This is a genomic window from Achromobacter sp. Marseille-Q4962 (assembly GCF_943737005.1).
Lineage (GTDB): Bacteria > Pseudomonadota > Gammaproteobacteria > Burkholderiales > Burkholderiaceae_B > Achromobacter.
This window is the reverse complement of the sequence record NZ_CALSFU010000031.1, coordinates 24,810-37,728: the sequence shown is the minus strand read 5'-3', so window position 1 is coordinate 37,728 and position 12,919 is coordinate 24,810. Positions and strand designations below refer to the sequence as shown.

At 68.7% G+C, this 12,919-nt stretch carries 13 protein-coding genes, 1 tRNA gene and 1 CRISPR repeat array; of the genes, 6 read left to right on the top strand and 8 right to left on the bottom strand.

Annotated features, from left to right (window positions below):
* Positions 1 to 329: 329 nt before the first annotated feature.
* Positions 330 to 1,026: direct repeats of the CRISPR family, unit length 32 nt; unit sequence GTCGCGCCCCGTGTGGGCGCGTGGATTGAAAC.
* A gap of 625 nt (positions 1,027 to 1,651) precedes the next feature.
* From NGJ44_RS20465 to NGJ44_RS20450, 4 genes are all read right to left on the bottom strand, one after another.
* On the bottom strand, positions 1,652 to 2,272 hold the full coding sequence (locus NGJ44_RS20465) for a glutathione S-transferase family protein (RefSeq protein WP_251865490.1): 621 nt from the start codon (positions 2,270 to 2,272) through the stop codon (positions 1,652 to 1,654).
* Positions 2,273 to 2,288: 16 nt separating this feature from the next.
* Entirely contained in the window at positions 2,289 to 2,867 is a 579-nt protein-coding gene (gene ampD, locus NGJ44_RS20460) for a 1,6-anhydro-N-acetylmuramyl-L-alanine amidase AmpD (RefSeq protein WP_251865488.1), read from the bottom strand.
* A 77-nt stretch (positions 2,868 to 2,944) separates the two neighbouring features.
* Positions 2,945 to 3,208 carry a PP0621 family protein gene (locus tag NGJ44_RS20455; RefSeq protein ID WP_251865486.1) on the bottom strand — a complete coding sequence of 88 codons (264 nt, stop codon included), beginning with the start codon at positions 3,206 to 3,208 and terminating at the stop codon, positions 2,945 to 2,947.
* Position 3,209: 1 nt separating this feature from the next.
* Positions 3,210 to 4,052, bottom strand: coding sequence for a cytochrome C assembly family protein (locus tag NGJ44_RS20450; RefSeq protein WP_053243912.1), 843 nt, complete (start codon positions 4,050 to 4,052; stop codon positions 3,210 to 3,212).
* A 123-nt stretch (positions 4,053 to 4,175) separates the two neighbouring features.
* Between NGJ44_RS20450 and ffh the strand changes: the two genes are divergently transcribed.
* The gene (ffh, locus tag NGJ44_RS20445) at positions 4,176 to 5,582 is read left to right on the top strand and encodes a signal recognition particle protein (protein ID WP_251865484.1); all 1,407 of its coding nucleotides are present in this window, start codon (positions 4,176 to 4,178) and stop codon (positions 5,580 to 5,582) included.
* Positions 5,583 to 5,636: 54 nt separating this feature from the next.
* Here ffh and lysM read toward each other — a convergent pair whose 3' ends face one another.
* The 4 genes from lysM to trmB all read right to left on the bottom strand — a co-directional run bounded on the left by lysM (position 5,637) and on the right by trmB (position 8,270).
* A complete protein-coding gene (gene lysM / locus NGJ44_RS20440) occupies positions 5,637 to 6,083 on the bottom strand; it encodes a peptidoglycan-binding protein LysM (RefSeq protein WP_053243910.1) in 447 nt (148 codons plus the stop codon).
* Positions 6,084 to 6,319: 236 nt separating this feature from the next.
* Positions 6,320 to 6,520 (bottom strand): sulfur carrier protein ThiS, encoded by a 201-nt coding sequence (gene thiS / locus NGJ44_RS20435; RefSeq protein ID WP_251865482.1) that lies wholly within the window; start codon positions 6,518 to 6,520, stop codon positions 6,320 to 6,322.
* 8 nt (positions 6,521 to 6,528) lie between these two features.
* Positions 6,529 to 7,470, bottom strand: a complete 942-nt coding sequence (gene pip / locus NGJ44_RS20430; RefSeq protein WP_053243908.1) for a prolyl aminopeptidase — start codon at positions 7,468 to 7,470, stop codon at positions 6,529 to 6,531.
* Positions 7,470 to 8,270 (bottom strand): tRNA (guanosine(46)-N7)-methyltransferase TrmB, encoded by an 801-nt coding sequence (gene trmB, locus NGJ44_RS20425; RefSeq protein ID WP_053243907.1) that lies wholly within the window; start codon positions 8,268 to 8,270, stop codon positions 7,470 to 7,472. Before trmB ends, pip begins: the two co-directional genes overlap by 1 nt.
* Before the next feature lie 149 nt (positions 8,271 to 8,419).
* Between trmB and NGJ44_RS20420 the strand changes: the two genes are divergently transcribed.
* The 5 genes from NGJ44_RS20420 to NGJ44_RS20400 all read left to right on the top strand — a co-directional run bounded on the left by NGJ44_RS20420 (position 8,420) and on the right by NGJ44_RS20400 (position 12,861).
* Complete coding sequence (locus NGJ44_RS20420) at positions 8,420 to 9,325, top strand: LysR family transcriptional regulator (protein ID WP_053243906.1); 906 nt, start codon at positions 8,420 to 8,422, stop codon at positions 9,323 to 9,325.
* Positions 9,326 to 9,466: 141 nt separating this feature from the next.
* Positions 9,467 to 10,660, top strand: a complete 1,194-nt coding sequence (locus NGJ44_RS20415; protein ID WP_251865480.1) for a CaiB/BaiF CoA transferase family protein — start codon at positions 9,467 to 9,469, stop codon at positions 10,658 to 10,660.
* Complete coding sequence (locus NGJ44_RS20410) at positions 10,657 to 11,610, top strand: hydroxymethylglutaryl-CoA lyase (protein WP_053243905.1); 954 nt, start codon at positions 10,657 to 10,659, stop codon at positions 11,608 to 11,610. The genes NGJ44_RS20415 and NGJ44_RS20410 overlap by 4 nt, the downstream gene beginning before the upstream one ends.
* Before the next feature lie 50 nt (positions 11,611 to 11,660).
* Positions 11,661 to 12,641, top strand: a complete 981-nt coding sequence (locus NGJ44_RS20405) for a Bug family tripartite tricarboxylate transporter substrate binding protein (protein WP_251865478.1) — start codon at positions 11,661 to 11,663, stop codon at positions 12,639 to 12,641.
* Between the two features lie 146 nt (positions 12,642 to 12,787).
* Positions 12,788 to 12,861 (top strand) — tRNA-Gly (locus tag NGJ44_RS20400).
* Positions 12,862 to 12,919 lie beyond the last annotated feature (58 nt).

Genomic DNA, 12,919 nt, shown 5'->3' with positions numbered 1-12,919 from the left:
AGTGGATGTGGTCCTACAATCACGAGCGCCCAAATATGGCTCTGGGCGGATTTACCCCAAAACAGCGGCTCGCCATGGCCGCATAGCGTTCCTACTTCTGGCAAACGCTAAAAATGGGGGGATTACCGATGGGCCGCTGGTATTCTAGGCGACCGCGAACCCTAAGTGTTCGTGCGTGCCCCCGTGAGGGTTCGCGACTTTTCATGTCTTTGTTTTTGCTGAGAATTTTGTCTTGTGGCGGCGGCTTGGCGGCGCATGGACCACTTTGGCCTGCGGTTCGCGGAGGCCGCGCTTTTTTTCTTGCTGCGTGAAGGAATTGTGAAGACCCGGTCGCGCCCCGTGTGGGCGCGTGGATTGAAACTTCATTGGCCGCAGGTGTTTGGCCTGATCCTCGCCGTCGCGCCCCGTGTGGGCGCGTGGATTGAAACTCCGCTCCCGCTGCTGGCGATGCACTGCCGAACTTGTCGCGCCCCGTGTGGGCGCGTGGATTGAAACAACCTGCTGCAGCTCACCCTTGAACACGACGAGCGGTCGCGCCCCGTGTGGGCGCGTGGATTGAAACTCAATGCCGAGCTGGCCGCCCTGCACGGCGACCGCGTCGCGCCCCGTGTGGGCGCGTGGATTGAAACATCCAGCAGCGCCATAGCGTCGGCATAGGCCCGGGTCGCGCCCCGTGTGGGCGCGTGGATTGAAACACCAGCGGCAACGCCATTCCGGTCGAGCGCATCGTCGCGCCCCGTGTGGGCGCGTGGATTGAAACCAGTACAAAAGCTTTCGGTATTCGGGATCCAGCAGGGTCGCGCCCCGTGTGGGCGCGTGGATTGAAACAACGGCCCTCTCACGGTCAACGGGCTGCTGACATGTCGCGCCCCGTGTGGGCGCGTGGATTGAAACCCGATCCTCCTGGCGGATGAGGCCGCGTGTCACGTCGCGCCCCGTGTGGGCGCGTGGATTGAAACTCTATCGGTGATGATGTGATCCGACAGAGGCTGTTGTCGCGCCCCGTGTGGGCGCGTGGATGGAAACACATCATCCTGCCGAGGGCGCTTGCGCGACATGGCGCCGCTGCTGCAGGACGCCGGGATGCGGATTTCGGCTGAGCTGGGCCGGCAGGCGGCACGAGCATAGCGGGTTGATTTCGATGGCCCCGAATTCCCTGCGCCGCGAGTGTGCCAGGCGCGACAGCGCCACCAGCGCATCGACGCCGCATGGCGGCGTGGCCCTTGATCTCCCGGATCATGGACAGGGCTTTCGCGCGGCCGAAGGGGCCAGGTGGAAGCGCTCGTTGCCGAGCCCTGCCCCGAACGCGCCCAGGCCGGACATGACTACCGGGCCGGACACCGGGTCGTTAGGTCGTTATGTACGTCTGCAATGGACTCCACGCCAGGGCCCGCCATGGAGCGACCGGCACGCCGTCGATGCGGGCTTCGGGGCTGTGCCGCCGCACGGCGGCCGGGATGCCGTCGCAGGCCGCGCGCTACGTACGATTCCGGCGGCCATCCGCATCCCGGCGGTGAAGGCAGGCTTGCGATGACCGAAGCCGTCGCTCTCGACGCGCTGCTGCCGCGAGACGATGCCAGACTCGGCGATGCCCCGCCCGGGATTTCACGGGAGCGCTGAGCCGTGGAACGCCGGCGCCAGGGCCGTGCGCCTACTGCAGCGGCAGCGTCAGCACGCCCTGCGTGGCGGGCCGCATCATGATGCGGCGGTACCAGGCCGACAGCGCCGGCGTTTCCGGGCGCTCGGCGGGCAGGGCCAACCAGCGGTGCGCCGCGGCGGCCAGGGCCACGTCGCCCATGGTGAGGTGGCGGCCCACGATGAACTCGCGGTCGCGCAGCGCCTGGTCCAGGATGAGGGCGCAGGCGTTGGCCCGCCGCATGGATGCCTGGACAGCGGCCGCGTCGCGCCGGTCTTCGGGCGTGCGCACCAGCCCCAGGAAGGCCGGCAGCATGGCGGGCTGCCAGGTCGTGGCCTGCCAGTCCATCCAGCGGTCGGCGTCGGCGCGCAGACAGGCGTCTTCCGGCCACAGCGAACCCTCGCCGTACCGGGAGGCCAGGTAGCGCACGATGGCGTTGGATTCCCACAGGACGAAGCCGCCGTCGTCGATGACGGGCACCATGCGATTGGGGTTGAGGGTGGTGAAGGCGGGCGTGTCCACCACGCCGTAGGGGCCGCCGGCGGGAATGAGCGTGTGAGGCAGGGCCAGCTCGCGCACGGCCAGCATCACCTTCTGTACGTTGACGGAACTCAGCCGTCCCCAGATCTTCAACATAACCCGTTCTCCTTGTTCAGACCGGCGGCAGCTGGCGCCGCAGGAATCCGCAGTCGCGCCCGAAGCGTTTCCAGTCGAAGGCGGGCCCCGGGTCGGTCTTGCGCCCGGGCGCGATGTGCTCGTGCCCGCGCGCGGCCGACAGCGGATAGCGCGCGCGCAGCACCGGCACAAGCCGGCGCAGCGCCGCGTACTGGGCATCGGTGTAGGGCAGGGTGTCGGTGCCTTCCAGCTCGATGCCCAGCGAGAAATCATTGCAGCGTTCGCGGCCGGCGTGGCGCGACACCCCCGCGTGCCAGGCGCGCGCGTCGGTGGACACGAACTGCGCCAGGCCGCCGTCGCGGCGGATGAAGAAATGCGCCGAGACGCGCAGCCCCCGCAGGCGTTCCAGCCAGGGATGCGATCCGTAGTCCAGCGTGTTCAGGAACAGTCCGGCCACTTCCGGTCCGCCGAAGCGGCCCGGGGGCAGGCTGATGTTGTGCAGCACGAGCAGCGACACCTGCGTCCCGGCGGGGCGCGCGTCGTGATTGGGAGAGGGCAGCCGGGCCACGCCCGGGGAGGGCGCGAGCCAGCCGTGCCGGTCGAGGAGCAATGCCATGGGATGAGACTCCAGCATGTTGATCCATCCGGCATTATGCCGTGCGGGGCGGGCCGCTTCCGAAAGCGGCCCCGCGCTCAGCGCCTGGGGGCGCCCAGCCGGGCGTGCTCGGCGCTGCACCAGGTCTGCCCGCCTTGCAGCAGCGCCTCCGAGCGCGGCAGGTGGATGCCGCAGTGCGCGCAGCGCACCATGGTTTCGGTCGCGGCGGCAGGGCGTCCGGGAGCGGGGCGGGCGGAGGGGCCGCGCGGCGCGGCCTGGCGGTTCGCCGCCATGCGTCCGGCGATGCGCGCCACCGTGAGCGCCGCCAGGATCAGCAATATCCAGAACAGCAGCTTGCCCATGTCAGCTCCGGTGCAGAATCATTTCCAGCACGAACCGGCTGCCGGTGTAGGCCAGGATCAGGAAAGCGAAGCCCGTCAGCGTCCAGCGCAGCGCCACGCGCCCGCGCCAGCCCCGCACATGCCGGCCCAGCAGCAGCACGCCGAAGGTCAGCCACGACAGCAGCGTGAAGACGGTTTTGTGATCGAAGGGCAGCACCTTGCCGGTAAGAATCATGGAGGCCACCGAGCCCGAGCCCACCGCCAGCGTCAGCACCACGAAGCCGATCCAGATGATGCGGAACAGCAGCAGCTCCTGCACCAGCAGCGGCGGCTGGGAATCCAGCACCCGGCCCACGATGCTGCGCTCGGCGGGCGAATCCAGCGGGCGGTGCAGGTGGCGGTCGAGCAGGGCCATCAGCATGGCGTGCAGCGCCGCGATGGTGATGAGGCCGTAGGCGGCCAGGGCGATGAGCAGGTGGGCGCGCAGCCAGGGGTTGCCCGCGTGCGGCACGAACTGCCCCTGCGGGAACAGGGCGGCCAGGCCGCTCGCCAGGGTGGCGGCGGGCAGCAGCAGGAGCTGCAGGCCGTCGATGCGCACCAGCAGGCTTTCGAGCCAGAACACCACCATGCCCAGCCAGATGGCCGCCGACAGGGCCAGCGCCCAGCCGATGAAAAGATGCTGGGCGCCCAGCATGGACTGCTGCAGGCCGGCTCCATGCAGGACCAGGGCACCCAGAAGGCACAGCCGCGCCGTCTTGCCCGTCTGTTCCACGCCGCCGCCCCGGGCCAGCCGCAGCCAGAGCGAGCCCCCTAGCACGGCGTACGACAAGGCGGCCGCTGTGTGAAATACAATGCCTAGTGACATAGAAACCGTAGTCTGGTTGGGGCCGCCTGGTTGCGCGGGGTTTTCCTCAGGTTTCGCCCATGGGCGCCTGACGCGCGCCCGCGGCCGCCGTTCAATCGACTAGTTTAAGCGGAAACGCCTCTCATGCTCGATAACCTAACTCAGCGCCTGTCGCGCGTCGTCAAGACGCTGCGCGGCGAAGCTCGCCTTACCGAGGCCAATACGCAGGAGATGCTGCGCGAAGTGCGCATGGCTCTGCTGGAAGCCGACGTGGCGCTGCCCGTGGTGCGCGACTTCGTCGCGCGCGTCAAGGAAAAGGCGCTGGGCGAGGAGGTCGCCGCCAGCCTCAGCCCCGGCCAGGCCCTGGTGGGAGTGGTCCATAAGGAGCTCACCTCCCTCATGGGAGGCGACCTCGGCCCCGAGGCCGGCGAGCTCTCGCTGGCCGTGCAGCCGCCCGCCGTCATCCTCATGGCCGGCCTGCAGGGCGCGGGCAAGACCACCACCACCGGCAAGCTGGCGCGCTGGCTGTCCGAAGGCCAGCACGTGCAGCATGGCCGCAAGACCGGCAAGAAGAAGGTGCTGGTGGTGTCGGCCGACGTCTACCGCCCGGCGGCCATCGACCAGTTGAAAAGCGTGGCGGCCCAGGTCGGGGTGGACTTCCTGCCCTCCGATCCCAGCCAGAAGCCCGAAGACATCGCCCGCAATGCCGTCGACCACGCGCGCCGCCATCATTACGACGTGCTCATTCTCGATACGGCCGGCCGCCTGGGCATCGACGAGGCCATGATGCGCGAAATCCGCGCGCTGCACGATCTCGTCAAGCCGGTCGAAACCCTGTTCGTGGTGGATGCCATGCAGGGCCAGGACGCGGTCAACACCGCGCGCGCCTTCGCCGAGGCGCTGCCGCTCACCGGCGTGGTGCTCACCAAGCTCGACGGCGACGCCCGCGGCGGCGCGGCGCTCTCGGTGCGCCACGTCACCGGCAAGCCGCTCAAGTTCGTCGGCGTGTCCGAGAAGCTCGACGGCCTGGAGCCGTTCTACCCCGAGCGCATGGCGCAGCGCGTGCTCGGCATGGGCGACATCGTCTCCCTGGTGGAGCAGGCCCAGAAGAACATCGACATCGCCGAAGCGCAGAAGCTGGCCGCCAAGATCAAGTCGGGCAACAAGTTCGACCTCAACGACTTCCGCGACCAGCTCGGCCAGGTGAAGAAGCTGGGCGACATGGGTTCGCTGCTCGAGAAGCTGCCCACCCAGTTCCAGCAGGCCGCCGGCCAGCTCCAGGGCGGGCAGGCCGAAAAGCAGCTGCGCCGCACCGAGGGCATCCTCAACTCCATGACGCCGGCCGAGCGCGCCAAGCCCGAGCTTATCAAGGCTTCGCGCAAGCGCCGCATCGCCGCCGGCGCCGGCGTGCCCGTACAGGAAGTCAACCGCCTGCTGTCTCAGTTCGAGCAGATGCAGGGCATGATGAAGCAGATGAAAAAAGGCGGCATGGCCAAGATGATGCGCGCCATGGGCGGCATGAAGGGCCTGGGCCGCTTCGGCTTCAAGTAAGCCGTGGCGTTCGCGGGCGCATCCGGCACGGAAGCGCCCGCGGATGGCGGGGGGTTACTGCAGCGGAGGAATGCGCAGCACCTGGCCCGGATAGATCTTGTCGGGGCTGGTCAGCATGGGCTTGTTGGCCTCGAAGATCAGCGTGTTCTTCGCGCCCTGGCCCTTGCCATAGTGCGCTTCGGCGATCTTCCACAGGTTGTCGCCCTTTTGCACCGTGTACATGGTGGCTTCGGGCGCCGCCTGCTTCACCTTGAGCTGGTTGTCCACCTGGGCCACGCCCACGGTATTGCCCAGCGCCAGGGCGATTTTCTCGGCATCTTCCGTGCTGGCGGCTTCGCCCGAAATGGTGACCTTGTCGCCGTCCACGGAAATATTCAGGCCATCGGCATTCAGGCCGTGCTTGTCCAGCTCTTTCTTCAGCTCGTCCGCGGTGGCGGCCTTGGCCTCGCTGGCCCCGAAGAGCTTTTCGCCGACATCCTTAATGAAATTGAGCAGACCCATAGCGATTCCTTTATCAGTGTTGGCTTGAGAGAAACTGCCAGGCGGACAGCGCCGCTGCCCGACGATTATGTACCGCGTTTTCCGCGCCGCACGAGAACCAGCATGTAACAGGTTGCTAGAGCCATGAGGGATCAGGCAAGAATGTTGCGCATCGTTTGTTGCGGCGCGCCGGCGGGGGCGCAAAAGAAACGGCCGCATCGCGGCCGTCGGATGGATGAGAGGCCGTGCGCGGGCGGTCAGCCGCCGCCCACGGCCACCACGATCTCGAGCTGGTCTCCGTCGGACAGCACGGTCTGCGCGTGCTGGCTCTTGGGCACGATTTCGCCGTTGCGCTCCACGGCCACGCGCTTGCCCGCGTAGCCCAGGGCCTGCAGCAGTTCGTCGACGGTGGTGTCCAGGGGAAACTCGCGGGCGTCTCCGTTCAGTGTGATGTGCATGCGTATCCTCAGCGTGTTGCGTAAGCGTCGGTGGCGGCGATGAGGCGCGCCAGCGTGCCGGGTTCGTCGAAGGCGTGGCCGGCGTCGGGTACGAGATGGAACTCCGCCTGCGGCCAGGCGCGGTGCAGATCCCACGCCGTGCGCGCCGGCGTGCAGACATCATAGCGGCCTTGCACGATGGTGCCGGGAATGCCGTGCAGCTTGTAGGCGTCGCGGATGAGCTGGCCTTCTTCCATGAAGCCGCCGTTTACGAAATAGTGGTTCTCGATGCGCGCGAAAGCCAGCGCGGCCCGGTCGGCCGCATGGCTCTGCTGGTGGCGCGGGCTGGGCAGCAGGGTGATGGTGCTGTCTTCCCAGCGGCTCCAGGCCTTGGCCGCGCGCAGCTGCTCGGCCGGATCGCCACCCGTGAGCCGGCGGTGGTAGGCCATGACCAGGTCGCCGCGCTCTTCTTCGGGAATCGGCGCCAGGTAGTGCTCCCACTGGTCGGGAAACAGCCACGACGCGCCTTCCTGGTAGAACCATTGGATCTCCGCGCGCCGCAGCCCGAAAATGCCGCGCAGCACCAGCTCGCTGGCGCGGTCGGGATGGGTCTGCGCATAGGCCAGCGCCAGGGTCGAGCCCCAGGAGCCGCCGAACACCAGCCACTGCTCCGCGCCCATGATTTCCTCGCGCAGCCGCTCCATGTCGGCCACCAGGTGCCAGGTGGTGTTGTTCTCCAGGCTGGCGTGCGGCTGCGAACGGCCGCAGCCGCGCTGGTCGAACAGCAGCACCTTGTAGCGGCGCGGATCGAAAAGCTGCCGGTGCACCGGCGAACATCCGCTGCCCGGCCCGCCATGCAGGAACACCGCCGGCTTGCCCTCGGGGTTGCCGCAGAGCTCCCAATAGATCTGGTGCCCGTCTCCGGTGTCCAGCAGGCCGTGGCGGTAAGGGTCGATCGGCGGATAGAGCATCAGGCGACTCGCTTGAAAATGAGATCCCAGACGCCGTGGCCCAGGCGCAGGCCGCGCGTCTCGAATTTGGTCAGGGGGCGGTAATCGGGGCGGGGCGCATAGCCCTCGGCCGTGTTGCGCAGCAGCGGCTCGGCGCTTAGCACTTCCCGCATCTGCACCGCGTAGTCTTCCCAGTCGGTGGCGCAGTGCAGATAGCCGCCCGGCGCGATGCGGCTGGCCAGCAGCGACACGAAGGGCGGCTGGATGAGGCGGCGCTTGTGATGGCGCTTCTTGGGCCAAGGGTCCGGAAAATAGATGTGCACGCCCGCCAGGGAGTCGGGGGCGATCATGTCGCGCACCACTTCCACCGCGTCGTGCTGGATGATGCGCAGGTTCTGGATCTGCGAGTCTTCGATGCGGCGCAGCAGCGAGCCCACGCCGGCATTGAACACCTCCACGCCCAGGAAATTGTCGTCCGGACGGGCGAGGGCGATTTTCTCGGTGGTTTCGCCCATGCCGAAGCCGATTTCCAGGATGGTGGGCGCCTCGCGGCCAAAGGCGGCGGCAGGATCGAGCCGGCGCGGCGCGTACGGAATGGACCACTTGCCCAGCAGCCGCTCCAGCGCCTCGCGCTGGCCCTGGGTGATATGGCCCCGGCGGTGCACGAAGCTGCGGATATGGGTGGCGCCCGGGCTGTTGGGTGCGCGCGCGGCGCTTTCCAGCGCGGCCTGGGTCGACGGCGACACCGCGCCCGGCGCGGGCGCGGCAGGGTTATGCTCGGGGGGATTCGCGGGCGTGCCCGCCGGGGTATGCGTATTCATAGGCGGGATTGTAGTGGCACCGCCGGGGCGGGCGCGTCGTCCAGACGCCCTAAAATAGGGACATTAATGTCCGGCATGCCAGCGTCCGGGACACGGGCGCGTTCATCCCGGCGGGCCGCGCCTGCCCGGCCCGCCACGGCGTCTTTTCCATGAACATTGCCCGTATCGACCTCGTCACGCTCTCGCTTTTCGTCTCGGTGGCGCGCCAGGGCAGCATCTCTGCCGGCGCCCGCCACTCGCACCTTGCCGTGGGCGCGGCCAGCAAGCGCATCTCCGACCTGGAGGCGGCCCTGGGCACGCCCCTGCTGTACCGCAATGCCGCCGGCGTGGAGCTTACCGACGCCGGCCAGGCCTGTCTCGTCCACGCGCTGCGCGTGCTGCAGGAAGTGGACCAGATGGCCGGCGCGCTCTCCGACTTCGCCCAGGGCGTGCGCGGCCAGGTGCGCATTGCCGCCAACACCTCCTCGCTTACCCAGTTCCTGCCCGAAGACCTGGCCGCCTTCATGGAGGCCCATCCGGCCGTGCGCATCGACCTGGAAGAGCAGAACAGCAGCGACATCGTCACCGCCCTGCACGAAAACCGCGCCGACATCGGCGTCTTCGCCGACCGCACCCCCGCGCCCGGCCTGCTCACCTATCCCTACCGGCTCGACGAGCTCGTGCTCATCGCGCCCCAGCGGCATCCCCTGGCCGGCCAGCCGCAGATCGCCTTCGCCGACACCCTGGCCTACGACTACGTCGGCCTGCCGCCCGCCACCTCCCTCGCCACCCGGCTTTCCGAAGAAAGCGCCAACCTGGGCCGCGCCATGAAGCTGCGCATCCAGGTGCGCAGTTTCGACGCCATCTGCCGCATGGTGGCCGCCACGGGCGGGGTCGGCGTGCTGCCCCGCATCGCCGCCGAGCCGCACGCGCGCTCCATGCCCATCCGGCTCATTCCCCTCGCCGACGACTGGGCCCGCCGCCGGCTGCTCCTGGGCGTGCGCGGCGCCGAAGAATCCCTCACCGTGGCCGCCCGCCTGCTGCTGGCCCACCTGCGCGGCCAGGTCCAGGAGTAGGGAAGACAGCCCCCGGGAAGGCAGCCCCGGCGGGGCTTTCTCGATCCGGGAACGCCCCTTTTCCCGATTGTCCATTCCGCCGGTCGGCCCTTTGCGCGCACACTGGGCGCCTTTCAATCAGGAATGGACACCGGAGGCCGCATGGCAGGGCAGATTCTCGCCGGCATACGGGTGCTGGAACTCGGACAACTCATCGCGGGGCCGTTCGCCGCCAAGACGCTGGCGGACTTCGGCGCGCAGGTCATCAAGATCGAGCCGCCCGGGCAGGGCGATCCGCTGCGCAAATGGCGGTTGCTGCACGAAGGCACGTCCGTCTGGTGGGAAGCCCAGTCGCGCAACAAGCAGTCCGTCTGCGTGGACCTGCGCCAGCCCGAAGGGCAGGACATCGTGCGCCTGCTGGCCCGCGAGGCCGACGTGCTCATCGAGAACTTCCGCCCCGGCACCCTGGAAAAATGGGGCCTCTCATGGGAAGCCCTGCACGAACTCAACCCGCGCCTCATCATGCTGCGCATCTCGGGCTACGGCCAGACCGGCCCCAAGGCGCGCGAACCGGGCTTTGCCGCCATCGGCGAAGCCATGGCCGGCCTGCGCTACCTGAACGGCGAACCCGGCCGCGCGCCCGTGCGCGCCGGCCTCTCGCTGGGCGACACCATCGCCGGCCTGCACGGCGCTCTCGGCGTGCTGCTCGCCCTCTACCAGCGCGACGCGCGCGGCGGGCAGGGCCAGGTCATCGACGCCGCCCTCTACGAAAGCCTCTTCAACCTCAGCGAAAGCCTGCTTCCCGAATACTCCGTCTTCGGCGCCGTGCGCGAACCCGCCGGCGCCTCGCTGCCCGGCATCGCGCCCTCCAACGCCTACCCCTGCCGCGACGGCTACGTGCTCATCGCGGGCAACGGCGACGCCATCTACACCCGGCTCATGGCCCGCATCGGCCGCGACGACCTTGGGCAGGACCCCGACCTCGCCCACAACGACGGCCGCGCGCGCCGCGTCGCCGAAATCGACGCCGCCATCGGCGACTGGACCCGCCAGCGCAGCATCGACGAAGTGCTGGCCGCCATGCTCGAAGCCCACGTGCCCGCCGGCCGCATCTACAACGTGGCCGACATCGCCCGCGATCCCCACTACCGCGCCCGCAACGCCATCACCCAGGTCGAATCGGCCAGCGGTCTCAACGTCGAAATGCCCGCCGTCTTCCCCCTGCTTTCCGAGAATCCCGGCGCCGTCCACGACCGCGCCCCGACGCTGGGCGAGCACACCGACGCCGTCCTCGAATCCGCGGGCCTCACCGCCGAACAGCGCAGCGCCCTGCGCGCCAAGGGAGTCATTGCATGAACACCGGGCCCGCCCGCATCGAAATCAACGAAGTCGGCCCCCGCGACGGCCTGCAGATAGAAAAGGCCCTCGTCGCCACCGAAGACAAGATCGCCTTCGTCGACGCGCTCTCGGCCTGCGGTTTCGCCCGCATCGAGGTCACCAGCTTCACCTCGCCCAAGGCCATTCCCGCGCTTGCCGACGCGGTCGACGTCATGCGCGGCATCCGGCGGCGCGAAGGCGTCATCTACACCGCCCTCGTCCCCAACGTGCGGGGCCTGGAGCGCGCCCTCGAAGCCGGCACCGACGAAATGAACCTCGTCATGTCCTGCAGCGAAACCCATAACCGCGCCAACCTGCGCATGACGCGCGAACAGTCCTTCGCGGAACTGTCCCAGGTGCTCGCCGCCGCCCGGCGCGCCGGCGCGCCTTGCAACGTCTCGCTGTCCACCGCCTTCGGCTGCCCTTTCGATGGCGACGTGCCCGCCGCCACCGTGCTCGACCTTGCCGACCGCCTCGTCCAGGCCGGTGCGCAGGGCATCACCCTGTGCGACACCACCGGCATGGCCTACCCCACCCAGGTCGCCGACCTGTGCGAACAGGCCGCCCGCCGCCTGCCAGGCGCCGCGCTCACCGTCCACCTGCACAACACCCGCGGCATGGCGCTCGCCAACGCCATCGCCGCCTGGCAGACGGGCATCACCCGCTTCGACGCCGCCGCCGGCGGCCTCGGCGGCTGTCCCTACGCGCCCGGCGCCAGCGGCAACGTCAACACCGAAGAGCTCGTGCACATGTTCGCCTGCATGGGCGTACAGACCGGCGTCGCCCTCGAACCCCTCATGCAGATCGTGCGCGGTCTGCCCGAGCTCGTGCAGCGCAGCCTGCCCAACGCGCTGCTCCAGGCCGGCCAGCGGCTGGCCCTGCATCAGCCCCCGGCCTGGCTCGCCGAGCGCTTCCCCGACGCCGCCTGACCGCTTTCAACCCCGAAACCGCTCCACCACAACAAAACCAGGAGACAACCATGGCACTACCCCGCTTTGCCCTGCGCGCCTGCGCCGCCGTCATCGCCTTGGCCGCCGCCGGCGCCGCCCACGCCCAGCAGAACTTCCCCGACCGCCCCATCTCGCTCATCGTCTCCGCCGCGCCCGGCGGCACCACCGACATCGCCGCCCGCCTCATTGCCCAGCCCCTGGGCGCCGCGCTCGGCCAGAGCGTCGTCGTCGAGAACAAGCCCGGCGCCTCCGGCGGCATCGCCGCCCAGGCCGTCGCCCGCGCCAAGCCCGACGGCTACACCCTGCTGCTGCAATATTCCGGCTTCCAGGTCATCACCCCCCACGTCACCCCCACCGGCGGCTGGGACCCCATCAAAGACTTCGCGCCCGTCGCCAACGTGCTCTCGGCGCCCCAGGTCGTCGTTGTCCGGCCCGACCTGCCCATCAAGTCCCTCAAGGAACTCGTCGACTACGCCAAGGCCAACCCCAACAAGCTCAACTACGCCTCCTCCGGCAACGGCTCGCTGCAACAGGTCGCCACTGAGCTCCTGAACCAGATGGCCGGCACCCAGATCACCCACATCCCCTACAAAGGCACCGGCCCGGCCCTCAACGACCTGCTCGGCGGCGCGGTCGACATGACCATCACCACCCCGCCGCCGCTGCTCGGCCAGATCGCCGCCGGCAAGCTCCGCGCCCTCGCCGTCACCGGCAAGGCCCGCCTGGACTCCCTGCCCAACGTGCCCACCGCCGCCGAGGCCGGCTACCCCGACCTCATCGTCTCGTCCTGGTTCGCCATGTACGCGCCCAAAGACACCCCGCCCGCCGTCGTCAACAAAATCGCCGGCGAAATCCAGAAAATCATGGCTACCGAGGAATTCCGCAAGAAAGCCGCCGAACAGGGCGCCGAAGCCATCTACATGGGCCCCAAGGAACTCGGCGACTACACCAAGGCGGAATACGAACGCTGGGGCAAAGTCGTCAAAGCGGCGAACATCACCGCGAATTGACGGCGAATTGACGGCGCGCCGGCTGGCGCGCGCCCGGGAATGTCCCCGGGTTCAAGCGCGTTGCCGTCGCCGGCCGCCCAGCGCGCCGTGAAGGCGCGCTATAATTCGTCCCTCTGCCGGGATCTCGGTCCCGGTACGACACCGATGCGGGTGTAGTTCAATGGTAGAACGGCGGCTTCCCAAGCCTCAAGCGTGGGTTCGATTCCCATCACCCGCTCCACTTCAACTTTCCATGGTGTTCCAGGGACGTCCATGGAGTGTTGCAAGTCATTGTCACG